This is a genomic window from Nocardioides sp. BGA-UO-ETr-FS32, assembly GCF_059567905.1.
Genome location: NZ_JCAQOX010000006.1, coordinates 96531 through 122287 on the forward strand (window position 1 = coordinate 96531; position 25757 = coordinate 122287).

General features: G+C 67.3%; 22 protein-coding genes, 7 pseudogenes and 1 other annotated feature. Of the genes and pseudogenes, 16 read left to right on the forward strand and 13 right to left on the reverse strand.

Translation table 11 applies throughout. The features are described from left to right. Nucleotides 1–90: 90 nt before the first annotated feature. From AC57BS_RS02600 to resB, 5 genes are all read right to left on the reverse strand, one after another. The gene (locus tag AC57BS_RS02600; RefSeq protein WP_231252722.1) at nt 91–456 is read right to left on the reverse strand and encodes a BlaI/MecI/CopY family transcriptional regulator; all 366 of its coding nucleotides are present in this window, start codon (nt 454–456) and stop codon (nt 91–93) included. Further along, nucleotides 453–2474: a bifunctional copper resistance protein CopD/cytochrome c oxidase assembly protein gene (locus AC57BS_RS02605; protein ID WP_496409924.1), complete on the reverse strand. Its 2022-nt coding sequence runs from the start codon at nt 2472–2474 to the stop codon at nt 453–455. Before AC57BS_RS02605 ends, AC57BS_RS02600 begins: the two co-directional genes overlap by 4 nt. Before the next feature lie 32 nt (nt 2475–2506). After that, nucleotides 2507–3115 (reverse strand): copper resistance CopC family protein, encoded by a 609-nt coding sequence (locus AC57BS_RS02610; RefSeq protein WP_496409925.1) that lies wholly within the window; start codon nt 3113–3115, stop codon nt 2507–2509. Nucleotides 3116–3210: 95 nt separating this feature from the next. Next, nucleotides 3211–4122 carry a cytochrome c biogenesis protein CcsA gene (gene ccsA / locus AC57BS_RS02615; protein ID WP_496409926.1) on the reverse strand — a complete coding sequence of 304 codons (912 nt, stop codon included), beginning with the start codon at nt 4120–4122 and terminating at the stop codon, nt 3211–3213. Next, nucleotides 4119–5678 (reverse strand): cytochrome c biogenesis protein ResB, encoded by a 1560-nt coding sequence (resB, locus tag AC57BS_RS02620; RefSeq protein ID WP_496409941.1) that lies wholly within the window; start codon nt 5676–5678, stop codon nt 4119–4121. The genes ccsA and resB overlap by 4 nt, the downstream gene beginning before the upstream one ends. Before the next feature lie 318 nt (nt 5679–5996). Between resB and AC57BS_RS02625 the strand changes: the two genes are divergently transcribed. Both AC57BS_RS02625 and AC57BS_RS02630 read left to right on the forward strand, forming a co-directional pair. Then, a complete protein-coding gene (locus AC57BS_RS02625) occupies nt 5997–6446 on the forward strand; it encodes a DUF3093 domain-containing protein (protein WP_242532362.1) in 450 nt (149 codons plus the stop codon). A 67-nt stretch (nt 6447–6513) separates the two neighbouring features. Further along, complete coding sequence (locus tag AC57BS_RS02630) at nt 6514–7458, forward strand: peptidylprolyl isomerase (RefSeq protein ID WP_493825656.1); 945 nt, start codon at nt 6514–6516, stop codon at nt 7456–7458. 2 nt (nt 7459–7460) lie between these two features. Here AC57BS_RS02630 and AC57BS_RS02635 read toward each other — a convergent pair whose 3' ends face one another. Beyond that, nucleotides 7461–8285: a VldE C-terminal domain-containing protein gene (locus AC57BS_RS02635; RefSeq protein WP_496409927.1), complete on the reverse strand. Its 825-nt coding sequence runs from the start codon at nt 8283–8285 to the stop codon at nt 7461–7463. 311 nt (nt 8286–8596) lie between these two features. On the opposite strand from AC57BS_RS02635, the gene AC57BS_RS02640 reads away from it, so the two are divergent. From AC57BS_RS02640 to AC57BS_RS02650, 3 genes are all read left to right on the forward strand, one after another. Next, a complete protein-coding gene (locus AC57BS_RS02640; RefSeq protein WP_496409928.1) occupies nt 8597–8956 on the forward strand; it encodes an ArsR/SmtB family transcription factor in 360 nt (119 codons plus the stop codon). After that, on the forward strand, nt 8956–9861 hold the full coding sequence (locus AC57BS_RS02645) for a cation diffusion facilitator family transporter (protein ID WP_207081479.1): 906 nt from the start codon (nt 8956–8958) through the stop codon (nt 9859–9861). Before AC57BS_RS02640 ends, AC57BS_RS02645 begins: the two co-directional genes overlap by 1 nt. Before the next feature lie 323 nt (nt 9862–10184). Next, nucleotides 10185–11249, forward strand: a complete 1065-nt coding sequence (locus AC57BS_RS02650; RefSeq protein WP_496409929.1) for a metallophosphoesterase family protein — start codon at nt 10185–10187, stop codon at nt 11247–11249. 249 nt (nt 11250–11498) lie between these two features. On the opposite strand, the gene AC57BS_RS02655 is transcribed toward AC57BS_RS02650, so the two are convergent. Both AC57BS_RS02655 and AC57BS_RS02660 read right to left on the reverse strand, forming a co-directional pair. Beyond that, complete coding sequence (locus AC57BS_RS02655; protein WP_496409930.1) at nt 11499–12806, reverse strand: tetratricopeptide repeat protein; 1308 nt, start codon at nt 12804–12806, stop codon at nt 11499–11501. 409 nt (nt 12807–13215) lie between these two features. Then, complete coding sequence (locus tag AC57BS_RS02660) at nt 13216–13536, reverse strand: hypothetical protein (protein WP_493825651.1); 321 nt, start codon at nt 13534–13536, stop codon at nt 13216–13218. Between the two features lie 222 nt (nt 13537–13758). On the opposite strand from AC57BS_RS02660, the pseudogene AC57BS_RS02665 reads away from it, so the two are divergent. The 5 genes and pseudogenes from AC57BS_RS02665 to AC57BS_RS02685 form a co-directional block, all read left to right on the forward strand. Then, nucleotides 13759–14627: pseudogene (locus tag AC57BS_RS02665) on the forward strand (IS3 family transposase); the annotation flags it as partial. A gap of 275 nt (nt 14628–14902) precedes the next feature. Further along, nucleotides 14903–16342: an IS30 family transposase gene (locus AC57BS_RS02670; RefSeq protein WP_443683846.1), complete on the forward strand. Its 1440-nt coding sequence runs from the start codon at nt 14903–14905 to the stop codon at nt 16340–16342. A gap of 76 nt (nt 16343–16418) precedes the next feature. Next, nucleotides 16419–16565: pseudogene (locus AC57BS_RS02675) on the forward strand (IS30 family transposase); the annotation flags it as partial. 7 nt (nt 16566–16572) lie between these two features. Next, nucleotides 16573–16866: pseudogene (locus tag AC57BS_RS02680) on the forward strand (transposase); the annotation flags it as partial. 80 nt (nt 16867–16946) lie between these two features. Next, nucleotides 16947–18127 (forward strand): IS3 family transposase gene (locus tag AC57BS_RS02685; RefSeq protein WP_496409931.1). Its coding sequence is split into 2 segments (ribosomal slippage): nt 16947–17231 and nt 17234–18127, totalling 1179 coding nucleotides; the frame shifts between segments, so codons are not numbered across the junction. Between the two features lie 52 nt (nt 18128–18179). Here AC57BS_RS02685 and AC57BS_RS02690 read toward each other — a convergent pair. The 5 genes and pseudogenes from AC57BS_RS02690 to AC57BS_RS02710 all read right to left on the reverse strand — a co-directional run. Beyond that, a pseudogene (locus AC57BS_RS02690) lies at nt 18180–18503 on the reverse strand (integrase core domain-containing protein); the annotation flags it as partial. Nucleotides 18504–18507: 4 nt separating this feature from the next. Further along, nucleotides 18508–19905: an IS30 family transposase gene (locus AC57BS_RS02695; RefSeq protein ID WP_496409932.1), complete on the reverse strand. Its 1398-nt coding sequence runs from the start codon at nt 19903–19905 to the stop codon at nt 18508–18510. Nucleotides 19906–19963: 58 nt separating this feature from the next. Then, nucleotides 19964–20581: pseudogene (locus AC57BS_RS02700) on the reverse strand (IS3 family transposase); the annotation flags it as partial. After that, nucleotides 20477–20620, reverse strand: a sequence feature (AL1L pseudoknot). (Overlaps the previous pseudogene by 105 nt.) Beyond that, nucleotides 20578–20898: a transposase gene (locus AC57BS_RS02705; RefSeq protein WP_496409933.1), complete on the reverse strand. Its 321-nt coding sequence runs from the start codon at nt 20896–20898 to the stop codon at nt 20578–20580. (Overlaps the previous feature by 43 nt.) The gene AC57BS_RS02705 and the pseudogene AC57BS_RS02700, both read right to left, overlap by 4 nt. A 542-nt stretch (nt 20899–21440) precedes the next feature. Continuing rightward, the gene (locus tag AC57BS_RS02710; RefSeq protein ID WP_496409934.1) at nt 21441–22091 is read right to left on the reverse strand and encodes a hypothetical protein; all 651 of its coding nucleotides are present in this window, start codon (nt 22089–22091) and stop codon (nt 21441–21443) included. A gap of 310 nt (nt 22092–22401) precedes the next feature. On the opposite strand from AC57BS_RS02710, the gene AC57BS_RS02715 reads away from it, so the two are divergent. From AC57BS_RS02715 to AC57BS_RS02740, 6 genes and pseudogenes are all read left to right on the forward strand, one after another. Further along, the gene (locus AC57BS_RS02715) at nt 22402–22683 is read left to right on the forward strand and encodes a helix-turn-helix transcriptional regulator (RefSeq protein WP_496409935.1); all 282 of its coding nucleotides are present in this window, start codon (nt 22402–22404) and stop codon (nt 22681–22683) included. Between the two features lie 123 nt (nt 22684–22806). Next, nucleotides 22807–23031, forward strand: a complete 225-nt coding sequence (locus AC57BS_RS02720) for a hypothetical protein (RefSeq protein ID WP_496409936.1) — start codon at nt 22807–22809, stop codon at nt 23029–23031. Between the two features lie 160 nt (nt 23032–23191). Beyond that, nucleotides 23192–23362 (forward strand): annotated as a pseudogene (locus AC57BS_RS02725) (IS30 family transposase); the annotation flags it as partial. 4 nt (nt 23363–23366) lie between these two features. Next, nucleotides 23367–23660, forward strand: a pseudogene (locus tag AC57BS_RS02730) (integrase core domain-containing protein); the annotation flags it as partial. Nucleotides 23661–24098: 438 nt separating this feature from the next. Next, nucleotides 24099–24671, forward strand: a complete 573-nt coding sequence (locus AC57BS_RS02735) for a sigma-70 family RNA polymerase sigma factor (protein ID WP_493824453.1) — start codon at nt 24099–24101, stop codon at nt 24669–24671. After that, nucleotides 24668–25510, forward strand: a complete 843-nt coding sequence (locus tag AC57BS_RS02740; protein ID WP_493824454.1) for a hypothetical protein — start codon at nt 24668–24670, stop codon at nt 25508–25510. Before AC57BS_RS02735 ends, AC57BS_RS02740 begins: the two co-directional genes overlap by 4 nt. Nucleotides 25511–25757 lie beyond the last annotated feature (247 nt).

A 25757-nucleotide genomic window follows, 5' to 3' on the forward strand; every position in this document is an offset into this window, starting at 1 on the left:
GGGGAGAGCGTGCTGCCCATGATCGACTCAACAGCCACCGTCCGAGCGAGGACGCGAGACACGCGAAGGCGACCAGCAGGAGTGCGGCGGTCACGGCGCGTCGTCCACTCGCTCCGACAACGCCGACAACAGGTCTGCGGCCTCGTCGCGGTCCATCTTCCCGACCAGGTGGAGGAGGGCGGCAGTGCGGTCCTGACTGTCGGCGAGAACTTCGTGCAGGACGGCCGCGGTGTGCTCGTCCCGCGAGGAGACAGGTGAGTAGAGGTAGGCCTTGCCGTGCTTCTGCCGCGTCACGAGGCCCTTCGAGTGAAGGTTGTCCATGACGGTCATCACCGTGGTGTACGCGAGCTCACGCTCCTCTGTGAGCGTCTCTCGCATCTCTCTCACGGACACGGGATTCCCCACACTCCACAGGTGCTGCATCACCATGGCTTCGAGCTGACCCAGCTGCCTCACCTGCGTTGCCCCTTCTCCCGATCCTTGCTACGAGCTTCCATCGTAGGAGGCAGGCGTCTGTGTGTCAGGTCCGCCTGTGCCAGCTGGCCCAGGTAGGTGTTGTACGCCGTCAGCTCCTTGTCGCCTCCTCGCTCCTCCTGACGGTCGTAGCGTCGGCGCTCACGACGATCGGCTCTCACCCAACCTGCGATCAGGGCGACAGCCATGATGAGGATCGGGTACTCCCCCATCACCCAGCCGATCGAAGCGCCGACGTACTGGTCGTCGAGCAGCGACCGACCCCACGGTCGGCCGAGGGCCTCGAACCAGCCAGCTGCCAGCACCGTGGAGCTCGACATCAGGCTGACGGCGAAAAGAGCATGGAAGCCGAACGTGACCAAGATGAGGAGCACGCGGAGTGGATACGGCGTACGTCGGGGTGCAGGGTCGGAGCCGACCACGCTCTCGGCGAAGAGGTAGCCGGTGAGCAGGAAGTGCACGGTCATCACCACGTGCGCGGTGTGGGACTCCAGCGACATCTCGAAGGCCGAGGTGTAGTAGAACGCCACCATGGAGACGACGAACATCCCTGCAGCCACGACGGGGTGCCCGAGCACGTGAACAGGTAGGGAGCGGCTCACGCTCACCACCCACTCCCGCGGCCCTCTCGATCCGTCACCGCGGCGCGGCAGCGACCGCAACGCAAGCGTGATCGGTGTCCCCAGAACCAGGAAGACCGGAACCGCGGTCGCAACGGTCATGTGCTGGACCATGTGCATGCTGAACAGCACGCGGCCGTACGTCCCCGGCGCACCGTTGGTGGCCCACAGGAAGAGCAAGCACCCGACCAGCCACGACGCGGTGCGCAACCACGACCACGTATCCCCTCGCCGTCGCAGGCGTCGGGCAGCCAGCAGGTACCAGGCGATCGCAGCGACCCCGAGCGGGAGGAAGAGCGCGTCGACGTTCCACGCAGTGATCCATTGCGAGGCATCGAGCGGCACGGGCAGCGGCCTCCCCAACAGGGACTCGGCTGCAGTGAGGGGGCGCGGCGGCTCCTGCGGAACAGGTGGGGCCGTGCGGGCGAGCGCGACTCCCAGTCCGGCTGCGCCCGCCAGGACTGCCAGCTCGACGCCGGCGAGTCGCCAGAATGCGAGGTCCGCGCCGCGTGCCACGGCGGCGAGGGTGCGGCGACGGTGCCACCAGCCGGCCGCCGCCAGCATCGCGACAGCGGCGAGCTTTGCCCCGAGGATCACCCCGTAGGAGGACAGCAATGATGCCGGCGACGGTAGGCGTAGCCACGCCCCGAAGGCTCCCGAGATCGTCACGATGCCCAGGCACCATCCGGCCAGGCTCGAGTAGCGGCGCACCGAGTCGAGCAGCGAGTCGCCCAGCAGTCGCCGCACCAACACCAGCGCGACGAGCCCGCCGAGCCAGACGCTGGTGCCGACGAGGTGGAAGAACTGGAGGTTGACGGCTTCGTCGTGGTTGAGGCTGCTGGCTGCGTGCCCGGTCAGGGCCATCGGCCAGAGGGCCATGAGACCCATGACCGCGGCGATGCCCGCGCCCCCGATCCGACGGACCAGGGTGCACGCCACCGCCACCGCACCGGCCGCGCCGACGCCCCAGAGTCCGTAGCGACCGAGCTCGAACTCCACGGCGAAGAAGGCGGCCTGGCTGGCGAATCCGGGCACCCCGATGGCGCTTCCGGCGGAATCGGAGTAGACCAGCGCCAGCAGGACGATCCCCGACACGGACCACGCCGTGGCCGCCAGCTGCGCGCATCCCACCAGGCGCAGCTGCGCCGACCCAAGCCGCGACTTCGTGTCGCCGTGAGACGGCGGTATGCACACGGCAGCGACGACCAGCACCCCCACCGTCACCATGGCAGCCAGGTCACGGATCGCCTGGACCACGGGCAAGCCCACGCGGGTGAGAGCACCCGGATCAGGCAGGCCCTCGATGCCGAGCGGCGACAGCCCGCCCGACAGACCCGCGGCGACGAGCGCCATCATCACCGTCATGACAGGCGCAATCACCAGCCAAGGCACCCCGGCCCGGCGCGCCCATCTCATTCGGCCGGGTTGCGGCGCGCCAACCGCATGATGGTCCAGACAGAAAGGGCCAAGAGCACCAGCACCCCGCCGCCGAGCACCGCAAGCGGCCAAGAGTCCCCACGATCCCGGGCAGGAGTCGGCGTCGCATCCGTCTCGACGTCCGAGGTGGTCGCGCCACGGCGTGGGTCCTTGGGCTGCGGGTCCTCGGGCTGCAGGCCGCCACCGGCCCGTACGACGAAGTCGACCGCTCCTACCACCGGGTGACCGTCGGCGGAGACGACCCGGAAGGTCGTTCTCCACCTGGTCGCCGAACGGGCGTTCGGCCGCAACGACCTCGGAAGGAGTGCCACGAGGGTGCTGGGGGTTGCCCCGCCGCGGAGCTCGAGAGTCACGATCGCCCCGTCGCTGGCGCGCAGGTTGACCGTGCTGAGCCTCGCGTCCATCTCCTCCGAGAACTGCAGCCGCACCTCGCGTGGGACCTCATCGAGCACGGCCCCGTCCGACGGGACCGAATCGACTAGATCGGTGTGCGCGTTCGCCGGCAACATCACCAGTCCTGCGGAGGAACCGGCGAGGGTGAACGCGGCGATCAGGATGGCGACGGCCCTTCTGACGGGGCTCACCAGTTCGCCCTCGACACCAGGTAGAGCACGACGCCCGTGCCGATCGCGGCAATCAGACCGAGGATGATGGTGGAGATCGCATTGCCGTCCATGGGTCACACTCCTGCGTACGAGTGGAGGCCGGGGATCCAGAGGTTGACCCCGAAGAAGTTGAAGAGGAAGGCGAGGAACCCGGCGATCGCGAGAAGGCCGGCCCGACGTCGCCACCCGACGGTCGAGAGTGCGTGCAGGTGCGCGGCATAGAAGACCCACGTGATGAATGCCCACGTCTCCTTCGGGTCCCAGCCCCAGTAGCGCCCCCAGGCGTTCTCGGCCCACACTGCACCAGCGATGACGGCGAACGTCCAGATGGGAAACGCAACGAGGTGGACCGTGTGGGCGAGTGCCCCGAAGTGGTCCTCCTGGTCGTTCCCGCCGCGGCGTTGGCGGACGAGCTGGGCGACGGTCGCCAACGCGCCGACGGTGAACAGGGCTCCTGCTGCGATGGCCGCCGCGACATGGACCACGAGCCACCGTGAGTTCAGGACCGGCACCAGGTCGTCGACCGGGGTGTAGAGCGAGGTGACCGACACCCCCAGGAGCACCAGCACGAGCGCGACCGTCCACGGCGCGAGACCTCCAACAGGCCGTCGCCGGCTGTAGATCAGGAAGGCCACTGCGACCGCTGCGGACCCTGTCAGTCCGAACTCGTACATGTTCCCCCACGGGGCTCTGGCTGCCGCCACCCCGCGCGTCACGACTGCCAGGCACACCAGGATCGTGCCGAGCACCACTCCGGCCTGACCGGCTCCAGCCAGTCGGGTCGAACCGTGCGTCGGCGCCGACCGCAGCACCGGTGCGTCTCTGGGTCCTTCGAGGGCAGGGACCGGGACGGACAGGGGCGCCGTCCGGGTCCGGGTGCGGGACAGGGCCGCCGCGAGGGCCAACACGACGAGGGCGAGCGAGAAGACCGCCAGAGCCGACGTCACGAATGCATCAGAGAGTGCCGCTGCGTCGAATGACGTCATTCTTCCTCCTTGTGTTGGCGGGCATCTGCGGGCGACAGGCCGATCGCAGATGCCAGGGCGTGGAGCTCAACGGGCGGCACTGGCCGTCGAGAGAGCGACCGTGCGGCGAGTTCGACAGTCCCGTCGTCGTTGCGTCGGACCCAGATCCGTCGGCGAGGCACAGCGAGCGACGCCGTCAGACCGAGCATCAGCAGGATCGCCGCGACCAGCGAAACCTCCTTGCCCGGGTCGCGAGCAACCTGGAAGTTGGCGAAGCGCGACAAACCGTCGAAGGTCACGGAGCCGAGCCCGTCGGGCAGCTGCACCGTCTCCCCCGGAGCCAGCCTCACCCGCCACGGCTTCCCCTCTCCATCACGCACCTGTTCGAGGTCGGTGAAGTCCAGCTCGTAGACCGATTGCGTGGTCCCGCCATCCAGACCGAGGTCGCCGGTGAAGGCCATCAGCTGGACGATCGGGTTGACCTGGTCCGGGAACGCGGAGACGCCCATGCCGTCTGGCCCCTCGACCGCCGTGGGAAGGAAGAGGCCCTGCAGCGCCAGCGGGGCCGGGCGGGCGTCGGGCACCTTCACCACACCGTCGGAGGTGAACGCTTGGTCCACGGGCAGGAAGATGGTGGGCCCCGAGGCTGCGACGTCCCCGTTGCCATCCCGCACGGTCAGCTCAGGCGCGTAGCCGTGACCGGTCAGGAAGAACTTCGTGCCGTTGATGTCGAGGGGCCGGTTCGGGCGAACCGTGAAGGTGCCGTTCTCCTCGTCGCCCTCGTAGGAGACCGCCGCCTCGAACGAGCGCGGCTCGCCGAACCGGGCGCCCTCAGTCTCGAACTCCGCCTCGAAGTCATCGAGAGTCACCTCCAGCGGTTCGAGCCCGTTCACGTCCGCCCATGGCGCGGGCGTCAGGGCGTCGTACGAGGAAGCGACATTGGCGAACGTGGTGCCTTCGACAAGTGCGACGCGACCTTCGTAGCCGAAGAGCTTGCCGCCGGCCACACCGAAGAGCAGCACCAGCAACGAGAGGTGGAACGCGAGGTTGCCGAGCTCGCGCGAGCGCCCCTTCTCGGCTCGCACCTCGTGGCCTGTGCTGGTGACCCTGAACCTGCGGGCACGCAGGTAGGCAGCCGCAGCGTTCAGCGGGTCGGTCGTTGCCGCGACCTCACCACGTCGATGACCCGTCTCGCGTGACAGGCGTCGCGGAGCCGAAGGCGGTGCGGCTCTGTAGTCACGCCACAGCTGGGCGCACCTCGGCACCACGCAGCCAGTCATGGAGACCAGCAGCAGCACGTAGACCGCCGCGAACCACGGAGCGCTGTAGACGTTGAACAGGGACAGGCGATCCAGCCAAGGGGACAGGTCGGGGTGCTGGCGGTAGAAGTTCGCCACCGCCGCGGGGTCGCTCGCGACACCTCTCTGCGGCAGGAGGGAGCCCGGAACCGCAGTGAGGGCCAGCAGCACCAACAGCACGATGGCTGTCCGCATCGAGGTAAGTCGGCGCCACGCCCAGCGCGCCCAGCCCGCAAGCTCGGTGGGACGCGGTCGAACGGGGGACGCGGGATCGCTGATCGCAGACCCGGAGGCGTCCTCCGACTCAAGCGTGTGGTCCTGCTGTGCGACGTCCATCGACTTCATACTATCGCGCATAGTAGACACGCCTGACGCTCGGCCTGCCCGTCCACGGCAGGCGGACGGCCCGGCGCCCAGCGCAGGTTGTCGCCGGCGACGCACGCAGGATCCGGGTCGTCCCGACGTCTACTATTCTGCCTAGTACGTCTTGGGAGCGCCCGCGCACACCGCGGCGGGCGGACAGCAAGACCCGTCGAAGGAGCCGCCTTGCGTCGTCGAAGGCTTGTGGATCGGAACGAGAACGACAGCACAGCGCCGGTGTACGCCGAGCGGCTCAGAGTTCCGACCCGCTGGTGGGCGCTGGGATCGCTCCTGGTCGCCAGTTTCTGGCTCGCGATGGCGGTCGCCGTCCCGGAGACGCTCGCGTGGTCGGTGACAGGGCTGCTCTTCCTCCTTCTCATCGCCTTGTTGGGCTCATTCGGAGCACCACAGATCGTGGTCACGGACGAGTGGCTCTACGCCGGTCGAGCTCGTATCCGACGGTCGTTCCTCGGGCCTGCGACATCACTGAGTGCGCCTCAGATGCGGCTAGCAGCAGGACGCGACGCCAATGCCCGCGCCTATCTGCTGCTCAGGCCGTACATCGCCACCGGGGTCCGCATCACCATCGACGATCCCACGGACCCCGCGCCGTACTGGCTCCTCAGCTCTCGTCGAGCCACGGAACTGGCCGCGGCGCTCAGCGCCGGGCGCTCCCCGTTACCCTGAACCAGAAGGCCGCTCCCGCACGAGCGAGGCCGCATGTGTCCGCACGGCGCCCCTCGAGGAGAGAGACGTGAGCAGCAGCAAGCAGCGGAAGGCCCGCCAGAGGGCAGAACACGAGCAGTGGGAACGCGACCAGCTTCAGCTGGCCCAGCGCCGCCGTCGCAATGTGCTGCTCATGGCCGCAGCAGCGGTGCTCACCCTGACGCTCGCCGTCGTAGCGGCAGTCATCTCCACCGGTCGCGACGCTCCGCCGCAGACGGTCGGGGAATCCGCCAGTGAGCCGGCGAAGCTGATCCCGGAAGAAGCGGCTCGCGAGGCCCAGGCCGCCGAAGTCAACCAGGCGATCGAAGCCGGTGACGCCATAGCCGAGGACTACACCGTCCCAGCCGGCACCCCGGTCCGCAGCGGGCTGAAGCCACCGCCCGACGATCGCCCGGTGGCGTGTGCGGGAAGAGCACCGGCGAATGCGCGGGCCACCCGCCCCCGCTATCCCGGTGGTCCCGCGAAGGTGCTTCGCGAGGGGATCGACTACGTCGCACGAGTCGAGACCTCCTGCGGCCCGATCACCATCGACCTGTTGGAGAAGCACGCCCCTGTCGCGGTCAACTCGTTCGTCTTCCTTGCCCGGGAGGGCTTCTACGACGGCCTCCTCTTCTTCCGTGACTTCGGAGGGGTCACAGCTGCGCAGGCGGGCAGCGGTGACAACACGGTCGGATGGGACATCGGCTACCGGCTGCCGGACGAGCTCGCCTTCGCGAAGCGCAGGGGTTACCCCGTCGGAACCGTGACCACCACGAGCGAAGGCCCCTACACCGCGGGGAGCGACTTCTACATCGCCTACGGCGAAGCGTTCGACGCCGGCTTCGAGACCCAGCGGACCCAGACCGTGCTCGGGCGCGTGCAGAGCGGAATGGGTGTCATCGACACCCTCACCTCGCTGGACCGGGTTGGGATGGGCGGCGAGGACTACGCGGAACGATTGTTCATCGAGTCGGTCATCATCGAGGAGCGCTGACCTCAGAAGGTCGTCACGTGGACGTGGTCGTAGTGGTTGGCGGTCACCGAACCGCGGTCCTCCATCCCCCGCCAGCCTTCGGCCGAGCGCTGCACGGACCAGATGTTCCTTGCGTGGATCGCATAGCTCACACCAAGCGCCGAACTGTTCGCACGGATGAACTCCGCAACTTCCCACCCCCGGGCACCCGACACCATGATGTCGACGGCGATGCCTTGCGCGTGCTCGCCGTCGCTCCGCAGGGTGCCGTACGTCGTGATCTCCGGGAAGTTGGAGCACACCGCTTGATGGACCGCTCGGATGTTCGAGCTCACGCCGGCCGGCACCGAGGTGCCGTTGTCACATCGTCCGCTCAGTCCGCGCTCCGGTGAAGGCTTCTCCACGCTGAGGTATCCGGCCGTCACCCAACGCGCCTTCCCGTCGACCACGACTTCCTGGCGCCCCCCGAACTCACGGCCGGTCAGCAAGACCTTGACCGATGCGTCCAGCAGGCCGACCTGCTGCGCCTTCTCGCCTGGCGCGGTCCAGAGGTTGAGATCCGCGGTCGTCCACTGAGTGGTGTCTGCCGACTCGACTGCTCGCCTGATCGCCGCTGGGCGCATCATCTTCGCAGCCGGGGTCAGCGTGGCTGCGTTCGCGGGACTGGCGGCTGCCCCAGCGGCGGGACGCGCGGGCCGGCGCTCGCTTCGCGACACGAGAGGGTCGCGCGTCAAGGCCGTAGCTTCGCGCGGTGAGTCTGTCGCCGAGACCTGTGGCGACGGTGCGTCTGTCGCCGCAACGTCAGGCGCCGGCACCGGGACGTTCTGCACCCCGAGTCCGACCACCACGCCAGTCGCGACGATCGCGACGGGGCCAGCAACGAAGGCCGCACGCGGAAGCGATCGCTCCCGCCGCCGCGCGTGCTTGGCCGTCCGTCGAGAGCGCGCCACTCCGCCTCCTGTTGGTTCGCATGTTGCCATGGGTGTCGACGATGGACCTGACGATCTGAGCGCTCACCCGAAGCACACTCGCCGGGGTCCTACTATCGGCCATAGTATGGACGACAGGTCGGTCGGGCCAACTCGCTGGAACCAAACTGATTGCGTATATGCGTGTCTTTGCAGGTATGGTGGCTCTCATGGATAAGCGGAGCGAGCGCATGGAGATGCCGACGGACGATCAGGTCGACCTCGCGGTCGAGGCGTTCAGGATGCTGGCCGATCGCAAGCGCATCAGGATCCTGTGGGCCCTGTTGCACGGTGAGTCATCCGTGAACGAGCTGGCTGAGCGCGTGGGCGCGAGCTCCTCCGCAGTCAGCCAGCACCTCGCAAAGTTGCGCCTGGCGGGCTTGGTGCAGGTGAGGCGGGAAGGAACCTTCGCCTACTACACGGCGGCCGACGAGCACGTGCACCGGCTGCTGGACGAGGCGTTGTTCCACGCCGACCACGCAGATCATTCCGAACAGGTGGCATTGGTGCACCGACTCCACGACGACAAGCAGAACAGGAAGGGCAGCTGATGGGCGCCGGGCATGGACACGGGACGGGCCACGCCGGTGCGCGACACCGGTGGCGCCTGGTGGTCGCCTTCGGCCTCGTCGGGTCGTTCTTCGCCGTGGAGCTCGCGGTCGGTCTGATCTCCGGATCGTTGGCGCTCATCTCTGACGCCGGACACATGGCCGCCGACGTGGTAGCGCTGGGAGCGGCGCTCGCTGCGACAAAGCTCGCGGCCCGTCCCGACCGGTCGGGACGGCGCAGCTACGGCTCGTACCGCGCCGAGATCTTCGCCTCGGGTTTCACCGTGCTCATCATGCTCGGCGTGTCGGCGTACGTCGTCGTCGAAGCGTTGGCGCGCCTGGGACAGGACGTGGAGGTCCAGGCAGGCCCCGTCCTGGTGGTCGGGGCCATCGGTCTGCTCATCAACGTGGTGTCCATCGTGCTGCTGCGCGGCGGCGCCGACGAGTCGCTCAACATCAAGGGGGCGTACTACGAAGTGGTGGCAGATGCCGCCGGCAGCGTCGGCGTCATCACCGCAGGCATCCTCGTCGCGGCCACCGGGCGAGGCTGGTGGGACACTCTCGTGGCCTTGGCGATCGGAGTCTTCGTCGCCGTCCGTGCCGTCGTGCTGGGCCGGGAGGTGCTCGCCGTCCTGGGTCAGCACGTCCCGCAGGGCATGGAGCTGGACCAGATCGTCCAGGACCTGGAGTCCACCCGAGGTGTGGTCGACGTGCACGACCTCCACGTCTGGACACTCACCTCGGGAATGTACGTCGCTACTGCCCATCTCGTGGTGGCCGACACCGAGTCGGCCCAGGCCGTGCTGGAAGAGGCTCGAGGCGTGATGCGTGTGAAGCACCAGATCGAGCACGCGACCCTCCAGGTCGAGTCTCGTGCGTCGAAGGCGTGCGACGAGGCGACTTGGTGACATTGCGAGGCGAGCGATCGCGCCGGGCGACGAAACCAGCGGCGCTCCTGGTCGCAGCGGTCGTCGTCGGCGCGGTGGTTCTGGCGGCCCCGGCCTTCCAGTCCCCGGAGGTGGTGGACGACGGCTCGGCGGGGGTCCCCCCAGCCGAGGACGAGACACCACGTGGCGACCGCTCACCGGACCACGACTGGGCACCGGACGACCCCAGGGGTCGCCCGGCGGTACCTCCCGCGCCTCGGCTCCCCCGCGCGTACCGCTTCATCTCTGCGCCCGACTTCCTCAACCAGGACGTAGCGGACCTGACCGACCGGGGTGGCCGACCAGTGCCCGACCCGACCTCAGGCCGCGTCGCCAACTCGACCAGTGCGTCCTACGAGGACGCCCTGCTCAAGATGCTCGACGAGATGCGATCCCAGGGTGCGCGCGACGTCCTCGTGGCAGGTGACCTCGTGGAGGGTCGATGGGGTCGCGACGACTCCGGCGCCGGCGTCTTCGGCCCGATCGAGACGCCGTCCCAGCGGTTCAACGCCGCGCGCGCGGCAGCGGACGTGTACTACCGGTCGTGGGCCCGACGTCTCGCTCGACACGGGCTGACGCCCTTTCCGGCGCTAGGTGACCACGAGATCGGGGACAATCCATGGGTCAAGAGGGGCGACGAGTGGATCGACTTCAAGCTCGACCACGTGGACGAGCTCAAGAAGCTGTACTCCGATCACTTGCTCCGGACACGTGATGGCGCCTGGCGGTGGCCCGACCGTCCGAGCTCAGGGCAGGCCCGACGGACGGCCTATGCGACCCGCCTGGACCCCAACCTGCTGCTCGTCACCATCGATCCGTTCACACGCTCGCAGGACGACGTCCGGATGCGAGTCGATGCGGCACAGCTGCGATGGTTGCGGCAGGTGCTGCGAGGGGCGCGGGAGGCACGAGTTCCTTGGGTCGTCGTCCAGGGCCACACCCCGATCACGGGGCCGGTCCGTCACCGCAACTCGAGCCGGCTCCGCTACGAGCGCGGGACGAGCTCCCCGCTGTGGAAGGCGATGGTCGATGGCGGCGTCGACGTCTATCTCTGCGGCGAGGTCCATGACCAGTCGGTCAACATCCGGGACGGCATCATGCAGGTAGCGCACGGCTCCCTGTTCTACCGCGGAGAGGCGTCGTACATCCTGGGCCAGGCCACTCGTCGCCAGCTGGTGCTCGAGAACCACCAGTTCCGCGGCCAGATGGACTTCACCGACCGGCTCTGGACGACGTCGCGGCTCGGCGCTCCCGCCGCCGTGAGCTACCGGTTCCCCTCCATCGTCACCGGGACATTGAGCGCCCGGCGAACGCCAGATGGTGGCCTTGCCGTGCAGGGGACGGCTGGCATCCTCGATCCAGTCGGGTGACTCACCGCAACGCGACTGCGAACGTCTCGGCGGCGAATCTCAGCAGACCAGACGCCGCTTGCGCCGCCTCCGGCACCGATCCCTGGCACCAACGGATGTTCGGGTCAGGTTCCAGCCGTGCAGGCTCACTCCCCCGCCATCGGTTGCGTCCGGGTCTCCTCCGAGGAGCGGTCGATCCCCGCAACCCGGTCTGGCTGACCACCCAGCACGCACCCGCCCCAGCGGCGAGCGGCGGACCTGAGGCGGACCTCAGCGGTCGCTGCGGACCCTGGAGAGCGTCGCGAGGGCTTCGTCTCGCTGCCACGGCGACAGTCCCGGGTCGGTGGCCAGTCCCCGCCGCAGGTGAGTACGTGCGGCGCCGGTCATCCCGAGGGCGGCCTCGATGGTGCCGCGGTGGATCCAGAACCTGGCTTCGGGCGTGCCGAGGCGCGTGGCCGCACGCGCGATCGGGAGCGCTTGAGCGTCACGACCGGCGCGGTGCAGAGCCCACGCGTACGCATCAGCGACGTGGACACTCGTGCGCCGCGAATACTCTGCCCGGGCCTGAATGAGTGCTTGCTCGACGGACCCGTGGTCTGACTCGAAGATCGCAGTCTCCAGGTCACTCCCCACACCGCTGGCGTCGAGGAGGTCGATCGTCGCCCGGACCACGTCGTACTGCGCCTCAGCCTCCTCCGTTCGGCCCAAGTGATCGAGGAGCTCCCCCAGCTCGGTGATGTATTCAGGCAGCGGCTGTCGGGCAGTGACGGCCTGCCACGTCTCGACCGCTCCGTCAAGGTCCCCGCGCGCTGTCTGCAGGCGCGCAGTGGAGACGAGCGACAAGAGGAGCTTCGGCGCTACTTGCTGCGCGGTCTCGAGGTCACGTCCCGCAGCTTCAAGACGCCCTTGCTTGCGCAGGATGTCGGCGCGCAGGGTGAGCAGGTACCCGCGGTCCGCACCGCCACCGTTCGCTGCTGCGTCGCGCAGGATGTCGCCGGCCCGGTCGAGCTCGCCCCGAAGCTCGTACGCGTAGGCGTAGCGAGCTGCGATTGCGGTGCTCGGCCGACGCCGATCGGCGATCCTGAGCGCCCGTAGCTGGTCGTCGTACCTGCCGAGTTCGGTGAGCGTGTCAATGCGGATCGCGAGGCTGCCCACGTCGTACGGATTGATGCCGAGCGCCTCCTCCGCGCTCGCGAGTGCCGCATCGAAGTCGTGCTTGGCCGACTCGATCGCCGCGCGGGCAGCCAAGGCAGTGAAGTTCTCGTCGGGCTCGATGCTGAACGACCGCGAGGCGGCTTCTTCTGCCATCTCGTAGTAGGACGCCAAGCCGGTGAGGCGGGCTTGCTCGACGTAGGCGACCGCGAGGTTGGCCCAGGACGCATGATCCTTCGGCACTCGGCGCAGGGTGTCTTGGAGCGAGATGATGGCGGCCTCGAGGTCTTGTCCGGAGTCCGGCACCACGCGGGCCACGGCAGGAGCTGGCCGCTCTGCCCGTTCGTCGGACGTCGTCGCGACGCCGATCCCACCGGAGATCGCTAGGACGAGTCCGACGCCGATCGCCATCGCGGTCGTGCGCATGTGCAAGGCCTTCCCGTGGAACGTCTGAAGTCAGAAGATGTTCGGTGCGCTGTGGGGTTCGGATTGGTTGGTCCCCGACGTCAGCGGCCCCACATGAGTGCCTCTGCACACACCGCGTCGCCAACCTCTCGACGTCCGCGACGACTGACGCGAAGCCGGCAGCCGCCGCATCCGACATCGACGCTCGCGCATGCCAGGGCATGTCGTTCATGTATCAGCCGATGGTTGTGAAGGCGGGTGGCGCCGGGGGCTCCACCACCAGTCGTACCCCCCGCAGACCGCGGCATCCAGCAGTGACGGGCGCCGGCGGCACCGCACTGACAGCTAGCGGCGACACGTCACCAAACGAACATCCGCCTGCGACCGGCTTCCTGAACCGGCGAACCCTCCGGGCGTGGGGCCACATGGTTCACACGTCGAGGTCGCCACATTTCGCGAGCCACCGGGTCAAGGTACGCACTGGTGCCCACAGCCCCAGAACGGCGAACTTGATGGAATTCCAAGCGAAGACCGCCACCAGACAGTTGAGAATGCGAGGACCGCCTCGCTCAACGAGCGTGGCGCAGATGCTCATGGCGAAGAGGTAGGTCGGAATCGCGACCACGGCAACGGGGACTGCGCACCTCGTGCCGCCCGGGGTGCGGAGCCAGTCGACGAGACGGTTGGTGGGCATGTGCGAACGCAGGTAGCTGCGCACGCAAGCGCTGGCGTTCCACAGCAGTGCAAGCATGGAGGCCTCCCTCGCGAGACGGTTTCACCGCACCTTGCACACCAGATTCGAAGGGACGGGCGCGGGCGTGCCGGTCCTGTGGACAAGTCCCGTACGACAGTGTTGTGAACCCGGTTAGACGAGGGGTCTGCTGCACGGATAGGTGACAACTGTGACCTGCCCCACCAGAAAGGTTCCAGTGTCGGTGGCTAAGTGACTGCCTTCACCGGAAGGCTGAACACCGTGCCCCGTGCCTACCCGCCCGAGTTCCGTGCTCGAGCCATCGCGCTCGTCCGTGCTGGCAAACCGCAGAAGCAAACGGCCCACGAGCTCGACATTCATCCCGTCACGCTCTCCAAGTGGGTCAAGCAGGACCGCATCGACCGCGGCGAGATCCCCGGAGTCAGCACCACCGAGTCCGCCGAGCTTCGTGCGGCTCGTCGTCGCATCCGCGAGCTTGAGACCGAGTTGGTGATCGTCCGTCAGGCGGCGAAGTTTCTGGGCGAGGACCGGCCCCGCCCAAAAGGCTTTACCCGGTGATCGACCGACTCGTCGACGCCGGGGTCCCGGCCGATCGCTGCTGCCGGGTCCTCGGCGTAGCGAGACAGAACTACTACAAGCAGAAGCGGACTCCCACCACCCCGACCCAGCTGCGCCGCCAGTGGCTCACCGGACTGATCCGCGAGATCCACGTCGCCTCGCGCGGCACCTACGGCTACCGGCGCGTGCACGCCGAGCTCACCATGGGCATGGGGATCACTGTGTGCGAGCGCACCGTGTGGCTGCTGATGAACCAGGCCGGTGTCTATGGCCTACCGGGGCCGACCAGGGTCAAGCGGCTACGAGGCGTCGTCACCGCCGACGACCTGGTGAACCGGAAGTTCCATCGCCTCCGTCCCAACGAGCTGTGGGTCACCGACATCACCCAGCACCGCACGCGGGAAGGGTGGATCTACTGTGCGGCGGTCCTCGATGCCTACAGCCGGCGGATCGTGGGATGGTCGATCGACTCCAAACAAGACGCCACCCTCGTGGTCAACGCCCTCGACATGGCTATCCGTAATCGTCGACCTGAGCCGGGCGGGATCGTCCATGCCGACCACGGGACCCAGGGCGGATTCAACTGGTCGTCGCAACACCCCCTGATGTCGGAGGTGTTCACAGATGGCGACGGCGGACTGGAGCAAGAAGACCAGCGATGTTCCCGAGGGTGCGCGTCGGCAGTGGCGTGCTGACAGAGCGCTTCGGCCGCCGATGCGCTCACCCGGGCGGCCTGATCCATCGCGGGCCGTGCAACGGCNCGGCTGCGTGGTCCACACCGACCGCGGGTCACAGGGCGGATTCAACTGGTCGTCGCAACACCCCCTGATGTCGGAGGTGTTCACAGATGGCGACGGCGGACTGGAGCAAGAAGACCAGCGATGTTCCCGAGGGTGCGCGTCGGCAGTGGCGTGCTGACAGAGCGCTTCGGCCGCCGATGCGCTCACCCGGGCGGCCTGATCCATCGCGGGCCGTGCAACGGCAGTTCTGGCGGTTGATCGCGACTGGCATCACCTCGGCCGAGGCGGCGCTGAAGGTGGGTGTGTCTGTGCCAGTCGGGACGCGCTGGTTTCGTCACGCTGGCGGCATGCCGCCGCTGTCACTGGCCGAGCCCACGAGGCGCTACCTGTCCTTCGAGGAGCGCGAGGAGATCGCGCTGCTCAAGGCCCAGGACAAGGGCGTGCGTGAGATAGCCCGCGAGATCGGTCGTGACCCGGGCACGGTGTCGCGCGAGCTGCGGCGCAACGCGGCGACCAGGGGCGGCAAGCCGGTCTATCGCGCCGTGGTGGCGCAGTGGAAGGCGCAGCAATCAGCGAAGCGACCGAAGACGGCGAAGCTGGTGCAGAACGACCAGCTTCGCGAGTACGTGCAGGATCGGCTCGCCGGGAACGTCCGCCGACCTGACGGCACGGTGGTCCCGGGGCCGAGAACGCCGCCGTGGAAGGGGCTGAACAAGCCGCATCGGCAGGACAGGCGGTGGTCGACTGCGTGGAGCCCGGAGCAGATCGCGCAGCGGTTGAAGGTGGAGTTCCCTGATGATGAGTCCATGCGCATCAGCCACGAGGCGATCTACCAGTCGCTGTTCATCGAAGGCCGTGGTGCGCTCAAGCGCGAGCTGGTGACGTGTCTGCGTACAGGCCGCGCGTTGCGGGAGCCGCGGGCACGGTCAAGGAACAAGGCGCATGGGCACGTCACCGCCGACGTGGTGCTCAGCGAGCGACCCGCTGAGGCCGAGGACCGCGCCGTTCCTGGCCACTGGGAGGGCGACCTGATCATCGGGACGGGCCGCTCAGCGATCGGCACGATCGTCGAGCGCAGCAGTCGCTCAACGCTCTTGGTCCACCTGCCGCGGATGGAGGGCTGGGGCGACAAGCCGTACGTGAAGAACGGGCCGTCGCTCGGCGGCTACGGGGCCGTCGCGATGAACGCAGCGCTGACGGCGTCGATGACCAAGCTGCCCGAGCAGTTGCGCAAGACCCTGACGTGGGATCGCGGCAAGGAACTGTCGGGGCACGCGCTGTTTGCGTTGGAGACCGGGACGCGGGTGTTCTTCGCCGATCCACACTCGCCGTGGCAGCGGCCGAGCAACGAGAACACCAACGGCCTACTGCGCCAGTACTTTCCCAAGGGCACCGACCTCTCACGATGGTCCGCCGAGGACCTCGAGGCCGTCGCTCACGCGCTCAACAATCGGCCCCGCAAGATCCTCGGCTGGAGGACGCCGGCTGAGGTCTTCGAGGAGCAGCTACGCTCCCTTCAACAACCCGGTGTTGCATCGACCGGTTGAACCTGCCCAGTTCCGAAGCCGGAAGTTCGTCCACGCGATCAACCGGCACAACATGGTCGGCTCAATGGGTCGTGNCTCACGATGGTCCGCCGAGGACCTCGAGGCCGTCGCTCACGCGCTCAACAATCGGCCCCGCAAGATCCTCGGCTGGAGGACGCCGGCTGAGGTCTTCGAGGAGCAGCTACGCTCCCTTCAACAACCCGGTGTTGCATCGACCGGTTGAACCTGCCCAGTTCACCTCATGGGTCTTTGGCGAGAAGATCCGCTCCGCCGGCCTCCTGCCATCCTTCGGCACCGTCGGCGATGGCCTCGACAACGCCATGATGGAGAGCTTCTGGTCCTCGATGCAGATCGAACTTCTCAACCGCAAGAAGTGGAAGACCCGAGTCGAGCTCGCCAACGCGATCTTCGAGTACATCGAGATCTTCCACAACCGCCGCCGACGCCACTCCGCACTCGGCTACCGCACCCCAATCGAGTACGAACTACTCTCCCAGAACCACCCCATCACCGCAGTCAGTTAGCCACCTGAACTGGAACCCAAACGGTGGGGCAGGTCAACTGACTTGTGGTGCCGCGAGGTGCCGCTGGAAGGATGTACACCGTGCCGAAGCCGTATCCCAAGGAGTTCCGCGACGATGTTGTTCGGGTCGCGAGGAACCGTGAGCCGGGCGTCCACCTCAAGCAGATAGCTGCTGATTTCGGGATCAGCGAGTCCTGTTTGACCGGGTGGCTCAAGGCCGCCGATGTCGAGGACGGGGCGAAGCCTGGCCTCAGCAGCGACCAGTCCGCTGAACTGCGCGATCTGCGTCGTCGCAACCGGCTGCTGGAACAGGAGAACGAGGTCCTGCGCAGGGCAGCTGCCTATCTGTCGCAGGCGAATCTGCCGGGAAAATGATGTACCCGCTCGTCCGCGAGCTGGCCGCCAAGGGCGCCCCCATCAGGGTGCCCGTGACGGTGACGTGCCGGGTGCTGAAGCTAGCCCGCCAGCCCTACTACCGCTGGCTCGCTGCTCCGGTCACCGGCGCTGAGCTTGAGGAGGCCTACCGGGCCAACGCCTTGTTCGACGCCCACGCCGACGACCCCGAGTTCGGCTACCGGTTCCTGGCCGACGAGGCCCTCGAGGCCGGCGAGCCGATGGCCGATCGCACGGCGTGGCGGATCTGCTCGGACAACGGTTGGTGGAGCACGTTCGGGAAGAAGAAGGCTCGCGGCAAGGCCAAGAAACCCGGACCGCCTGTCCACGACGACTTGGTCAAGCGGAACTTCACTGCCCAGGCTCCCAACGAGTTGTGGCTCGGCGACATCACCGAGCACTGGACCGGTGAGGGCAAGCTCTACGTCTGCGCGTTCAAGGACGTCTACTCCAACAGGATCGTGGGCTACTCGATCGACTCGAGGATGAAGTCCCGGCTCGCGGTGGCTGCGTTGAACAACGCCGTCGCCAGGCGTGGCGATGTGGCCGGTTGTGTGGTCCACACGGACAGAGGATCGCAATTTCGCAGCCGGAAATTCGTCCGTGCTCTCAACCGCCACGACATGGTCGGCTCTATGGGCAGAGTCGGCGCCGCGGGCGACAACGCGGCGATGGAGAGCTTCTTCAGCCTGCTTCAGAAGAACGTCCTCAACCGGCAGCCCTGGGCCACCCGCGAAGATCTCCGGATCGCCATCGTCACCTGGATCGAGCGGACCTATCACCGTCGCCGCAGACAGGACTCCCTGGGCCGATTGACCCCCATCGAGTTCGAGACCATCATGACCGCGCCGGCCACTCAGGCCGCGTGACCCAACCTGTCACCTATCCGTGCAGCAGACCCATAAGTGTCGCGTGCCGGGTTCAGTGGAGGCTCTGAACTAACGCGCCGACGGTAGTCGGCGCGGGGTTGTGCCGGTAGTGGTTGTCCTCGAACTCGACCGGTGGGACGAGTCCGATCTCGCCGTGCAGGCGTCGATGGTTGAACCAGTCGATGTACTCCGCGACGGCGATCTCGAGGTCGTCGATGCTCCTCCACGGCCCTTTGTTGCGCACCAGCTCGGCCTTGAAGAGCGAGTTGAACGCCTCAGCGAGGGCGTTGTCGTAGCTGTCGCCCGTCGACCCGACCGATGCGACCGCGCCCGCCTCGGCCAGCCTCTGGGTGTAGCGAACGGCGAGGTACTGACCAGGTTCAACCAGTCGATGCAACACCGGCTTGTTGGAGCAACAGTAGATGCTCGTTGAACGCCTCGGCGGGTGTCTTCCATCCGAGGGTCTTGCGGGGCCGGGTATTCAGGGCGTGAGCGACGGCTTCGATCTCCTCGGCCGACCAGCACGACAGGTCGGTGCCTTTGGGGAAATACTGGCGGAGCAGGCCGTTGGTGTTCTCGTTCGTCCCGCGCTGCCAAGGCGATTGCGGGTCAGCGAAGAACACCGGGATCCCAGTCTCGATACTGAACTTGGCGTGCGCGGACATCTCCTTGCCGCGGTCCCAGGTCAGCGACCTCGCCAGTTCGGTCGGCAGTGTCGACATAGTGCTCGCCAGCGCGTCCTTCATCGTGAGCGCGCCGTAGCCGGCCAATGCGGGGCCGTTCCTCGGCGTCTCCTTATGCCTGTAGCCCTCCTCACGCGGAAGGTGGACCAGCATCGTGAACTTGGTCGTGCGGTCGACGACGGTGCCGATCGCCGAGCGTTCCAGCCCGATCAGCAGGTCGCCTTCCCAGTGGCCGGGAACGGCACGGTCCTCGGCTTCAGCGGGGCGTTCGCTGATCAGCGTCTCGGGCGTGACGTGTGCCCAGGTCTTGCGCCGTGATCGCTCCCGCGGCGCCCGCAACGCGCGGCCAGTGCGCAGGCACCAGACCAGCTCGCGCTTCAACGCGCCGCGGCCCTCGATGTAGAGCGACTGGTAGATCGCCTCGTGGCTGATGCGCATGGATTCATCATCGGGGAAGTCGACCCTGAGCCGGCTACTGATCTGTTCCGGGCTCCACGCCGACGACCACCCGCGATGCTTGCGGTGGGGCTTGTTGATGCCGGTGAACCGTGGTGGCTCCGGACCGCGGACGACCTTGCCGTCCGGCGTCTTGATCTGTCCCGACAGCCGCTCGTGAACATAGGCATGCAGGCGAGGGTTGGCGACGAGTTTTGCGGGCTTGGGGCGCTTGGCCGCCATGTCGGCCTTCCACTGCGCGACCGACGCCCGATAGCCGGTACTTCCCGCGCGGGTGGCGGCGTTGCGGCGTAGCTCGCGTGACACCGTTGCGGGGTCGCGGCCGATGGCTCGGGCGATCTCGCGCACGCCCTTGTTCTGGGCCTTGAGCAGCGCGATCTCCTCACGCTCAGCGAACGACAGGTACCGGCCTGTGGCCTTGAACGTCAGATCGAACGGCGCCATGCCGCCAGCGTGGCGGAACCACCGCTGACCGACCGCTTGCGCCACGCCGACCGTCGCGGCGGCCTCGATGGGCAGAAAGCCATTGGCGATCTCGGCCCAGAACGCGGCCTCGACATGACGCTGGAACTTCGGGTGCCCCGGCGACCGAAGCTTCGGCCGGATCGCTCGATCTGCTGCTTGCTGACGACGTACCACTCAACACCTCCATGACGGGGTGTTGCGACGACCGATTGATTCCGCCCTGAACGCCCTTGTCCGAGTGGGCAATCACGCCGGTGGTGTCCTGGCCGGCGTGGGCGCGGGTCCACAGCCCCATCTCGAGGGCGTCCAGAGCTAGATCGGTGCGCAGACTCCTCGACAGCTGCCAGCCCACCACGCGGCGGGAGTAGACGTCGATGACGAACGCTGCGTAGACCCACCCGGCGAAGGTGCGGCAGTAGGTGATGTCGGCGACCCAGACCCGGTTCGGTGCGGGCGCTTGGAAGTCGCGATCGAGCAGGTCTGGCCTGGTGTCCGGACCGCTGCCCGGCACTGTCGTGCGCGGTCCCTTAGCCCTGCTGATCCCGCGCAGCCCCTCGGCACGCATCAGCCGGTGCACGGTGCACCTGGCGATCCGGTGGCCGCGCCGGTTGAGCTCGGCGTGCATCTTGCGGACCCCGTAGACGCCGTAGTTGTCGGCGTGGACAGCCCGGATCACCTCTAGGTGGCCTTCGTCGGCGACCGCTCGCGCCGAAGGCGGCCGGGACTTCGCGGCGTAGTAGCTGCTCGGGGCGATCGGCATCCCGGCCTGACGCAGGACGGTGCAGATCGGCTCGACCCCGAACTCCTCGCGGTGCTGGTCGATGTAGTCGACCAGCACACCTGTGGTCACTTCAGCTTGCGGTCGAGCTCCGCCGCGGCGAAAAACGCCGACGCCGTCTTCAGGATCTCGTTGGCTCGCCGCAGCTCCTTGACCTCACGCTCGAGGTCGGCAATCCGCTTCGCCTCATCAGTCGTGACGCCGGGGCGGTGACCTTCGTCGATCTCGGCCTGCTGGACCCAGTTGCGCAGCGTCTCGGGGTTGATCCCGAGCTGATCACCGACCCGACGCAGCGCACCGGTCCTCGTTGCCGGGTCACGCCGCAGATCGACCGCCATCCGGATCGCCCGTTCCCGAAGCTCCTCGGGGTACTTCCTCGGTGCTGCCATGACTCTCATCCTTCCGTGGAATGAGAGCCTCCATCAGACCCGGCACGCGACAATGCGTGCAGGCTAGAGGCTCATCAGTTCGCCGGAACTGCCCCATTTCGCCGCTTGCATGCCTCACTGGAGGATCCCCGAGTTCCGCGCTCGGCGGTGGCAGGTTGCTACTACCGTCGGCGCATGACGAATGTGCCCGTTACCGATCGCGTTTGGGTCGAGGATCGGGGTTGTTGGTATCCCGGCGTCCTAGAGACGTGGAACACCCGCGACCGCGCCTTACGGGCATGGGTGTCATGCCGTGCCCATCAACGGATGGCCCGGCGGGTGGTACAGGGTGCAGGACGTGCTCAGCGTTCCCGAGGACGAAGATCCGAATGACGAGGGCAAGAGCTGGATCGCGAGGGTCGAAGCCGCTCGCAGCGCGTGAGGTCTAGGCAGCTACGGGACGGGTGCAGTCATTCCGCCGCATGCCGGCGCTCCCAACCCAACGACTGATCGGCGCTCTGCCCCCGGCACTGGCCAGTAGGAGGCGCCGGTGCTGCTTGCTTTCAGCTACACCGACAGTGACCCAGAGGGTCTGGCCGTGTGTTGCAAGAGGGACAGAGGTCGGCCTCCTGTGCTGCCGGCACCCGCGGGACGTGTGGGGCCGATGCAGAAGCAGTTACCTCTACACGCAGCGAGTCTCTCCACTCCTGCAAGTTGGCCTCTCGCTCCTCCGGGGTCAGCGTCGAGACGCGTCCTTCTAGAGACTCACGCTGCGCCGCTTCCCGCGCAACCCGACGCGCTCTGCTCTTCGCCCACGCATCCTCACGCTTCGCGATCCGTGCTTGCTCTCTGGCTGCGGCGACGGCGGCGCGCTCCTCGCGAACCTCGTCCAGGTCGACCGAGCCCGCAGCTTCATACTCGGCTGCGATCGCCCGTTGCTCGGCCTCGACCACTTCGCGCTCAGCCTCAGCATGCCGCCGCTCCACTTCCTCCAGGTCCAGAGCCGCCGCGAGCCACTCGATCAGCAGGAGTCTTCCTTGGGAAGCGTCCATTACGGTCTGAGCCGAGCGCAGTGCGACGACGAACGACCCGGACGCCAGCTCGTGAACTTCGGCTCGATCCGCGAAGGTGCGGCGACGCTCTGGCGAGAGCACATGGTCTTGCTTGCGCTCCCACAAGCGGACGATCCGGTCTACTTCGTCACTGCTCGGCATGGCGTCTCCCCTACATCGTCGCCCGGGTGAGTCTAGGTCTCCAGCCTTTCGAGCAGGGTGGCTGCTGACACCATCCGCAGGTCTCGCGTCAGCGGCGCTGGGGTCGGACTGAAGAGCGCGGGTGCGTCCTTCCGCCGCGAATCGGCGCGGGCAGACGCACTGCAGTCGTTTCGCTCGTCTCACCGTCTGGCAAGTCGGGGCAAGCGCCTCAGTGCCCTTTGGCCGAGGTTCTCCGCAGGAAGGCCGGTTCCTGGCGCACACCTTCCACCACGAGGGCAAACATGTTCTCGTCACAACGAAGGAGCACATCATGCGCGCGAGTACCGAACCCACCGCGGAGGGCGGCATCCTCACTATCGACCAAGCAGCGGCGTACCTGTCGATTCCGAAGGCGACGCTGTACACCTGGCGGACCCGGCGAGCCGGCTTCGGACCTCGAGCCGTGAAGTTGGGCGGGTGCCTGCGCTACCGCCGCACTGACCTGGACGCGTGGGTAGCCGACCATGTCGAGACCTTCGACGACATCGTTGCCGGGCCTGAGCCGCGAGCAGCGGACGGCGTCTCGCTCTCCCGGACCAGCCGGCCGCGCTGAGGGAATGGCGACATGGGACGCGGGCGCCCGCCGACATCGCTGGGAACATGGGGAAGTATCCGCACGACGCAGGTTCGCGTGGGCGCGTACCGGGCGCGCACCCGGATCAGGGATCGGGACGGCGTGTCCCGAGAGGTCACCGCCACCGGAACGACCGCCTCGGCCGCCGAGCGTGCACTGCGGGAAAAGCTGGTCGACCGTACGACGCCGACACAACAGTCGATCACCGCAGACACCACCATCGCGAAGCTTGCCGGGCTCTGGCTGAAGTATCTGCGCGATGAGGACCGGATCGAATCTACAACGATCAACGAATACGGGTCTGCCCCGAGTTCGGTTGACACCTGACCTCTGAGGTTTCGGCCTCAGGCGGAAGGATGTCCCCCGTGGCAAAGCCCTACCCCAAAGAGTTCCGCGACGACGTCGTGGCCGTGGCCCGCAAGGGCCAGGCGCCCCTGTCCCAGATCGCGAAGGACTTCGGCATCTCTGAAGGCTCGCTGGCGAANAGTACTTTCCCAAGGGCACCGACCTCTCACGATGGTCCGCCGAGGACCTCGAGGCCGTCGCTCACGCGCTCAACAATCGGCCCCGCAAGATCCTCGGCTGGAGGACGCCGGCTGAGGTCTTCGAGGAGCAGCTACGCTCCCTTCAACAACCCGGTGTTGCATCGACCGGTTGAACCTGCCCAGTTCCGAAGCCGGAAGTTCGTCCACGCGATCAACCGGCACAACATGGTCGGCTCAATGGGTCGTGTCGGGGCCGCCGGAGACAACGCAGCCATGGAGTCCTTCTTCGCCCTGCTTCAGAAGAACGTCCTGAACCGACGAGCCTGGAACACCCGCGAGGAGCTGCGGATCGCCATTGTCACGTGGATCGAGAAGACCTACCACCGCCGACGGAGGCAGGCTGCTCTCGGACGGTTGACCCCGGTCGAATTCGAGTTGATCATGACGACAACCGTCACCCAGGCGGCCTAACCAAAACTGTCACCAGTTCGTGCAGCAGGCCCCAATGCGGTGTTGTCCGATGCGCGCGCTTGCCGGTTGTCTGAACACGAATTCCGTTCAGTTCTCGTTGACAAGGATGAGATCGGGGGCGGCCTGCCAACCGCCACCACACGTGTCCGTCTCTGACGCATAGAACGGTCCTGGCACGTTGCGCCAATCTCGCTAAGACCAGGCCCCAGTGAAGATCGTGCGCTGATCATTCCGTCCCGGTGACGCCCACGGAGCACGGTGACCGCGAGGTGGCTTATTCAGTACCTCGGCCAGGGCCGAAGTTGGGTCAAGCCCTCGACATACCCAAACGCTCGCACATCGGCAGATCAGCAAGCTCATCGCGGCAGATGCGGATGTATGCCGCGGCAATTCGGACGCGCTGCGACACACTTGCGCGAACCCCGACAGGAAGAAGACATGGACTCCACCACTGCGTCGCCCCTGGAACGCGAGCAGCGCTTCCGGGAGATCTACGACGCGGCGTACGTAGATCTACTTCGCTTCGTACGCAGGCGGGTTCATTCAACGCATGCCGAGGACGTCGTAGGTGAAGTCATGCTTGTCGCGTGGCGCCGCCTCGATGATGTGCCCGTCGACCTTTCGGCGGCTCGCGCCTGGTTGTTCGGGGTGGCACGCAAGACCCTCCAGAACACCCGGCGCCGCGACATCCGGCACGATGCCGTCGCGGTCCGTCTCGCCGAAAGCCGTCACAGCGCGGACGGTGCCGACCAGCACCCTGACTTGGTCGCCCACCGAGTCGACATCGCCGCAGCCTGGCCGCTCTTGAGCGCGGTACACCAAGAAGCGATCGCGCTCTCCGTCCTCGACGGGCTTACCGCGCCCGAGGCTGCCGCCGTGCTGGGCATCTCGCCCACCGCTTTTCGCCTGCGGTTATCCCGCGCCCGGCGCACCCTGCGCCGCCACGTCGACCCGGTCGACGCGGTTGCCTCCGTGTCCGGCCACCTTGCTTCCGAGAGGAACCCGCGATGAACAAGCACACGGACACGATGACCACCGCCGCTCTGCGCGACCTCGACCCCGCACCGACGACCGTGCTTACCGAGTCGGAGCGCGAACGCGCCGACGCAACCTTCGCGCGGATCCTGGCCACCCCGAGCGATGAGCCTGTTCCCGAGGCGTCCGAGCGGCCGAGGCGGCCGCGGGGTCGGCTGCTCGTGTTGGCGGGTCTGCTCGGTGCCGCCGGTGCGGCCGTTCCCGCACTGCTGCTGGGCGGCGGATCCGCCTTCGCGTCGTGGACGCCGACGCCCGAGCCACTGACGGGCGCGGCCGCTGCCGAAGCCGCCACCGCCTGCCTCGCCGCTTCAGCGGGACCAGACCAAGGAGAGCAGGTCCTGCTTGCGGAGCGACGTGGAGGATGGACCTACGTGCTCCTCGCTGGCCCCAAGACGGAGCGGTACTGCCTCATGCCCGAAGGCCTTGTCGGGCATGAGAACCCCGCCGAGCACAAGGGGGAAGGGTTCATGGGGGGCACCTACAGTCTGGACGACGGCGAAGCCTCCCCGACTCCGGCTCGCGGCCGCATCATCCAGACCGGCGCCGGGGCTACCAGCGTGCCCACCAATGGTCTGTGGAACTTCGGTGACGACGAAGAATGGGTCAGCCAGGTCGAGGGCTACGCGGGCAGTGACGTCACCGGCGTCACCGTGCACACCCCCGTAGGAACCGACGTCGAGGCGTCCGTTGCCAATGGGCGGTATGCCGCCTGGTGGCCATCGGCCGTACCCAGCAGCGAGAACCCTGAAGCGATGGGAGCGTGGACCTACACCGTGACCCTCGCCGACGGCACCGAGCGGAAAGTCACTGGCTGAGGTTCGGACTTCCGGACATCGGCAGATCCGGATGTTCAGCAGTTGACGTCCAGCGCCATCTCGGGCTGGTCGCAGGAAGCGAAGCCCCACTTGCCGTCGCTAAAAGCATCCTGTGTCGAGTCGGTGGGGTCTGCCCCGAGTTCGGTTGACACCTGACCTCTGAGGTTTCGGCCTCAGGCGGAAGGATGTCCCCCGTGGCAAAGCCCTACCCCAAAGAGTTCCGCGACGACGTCGTGGCCGTGGCCCG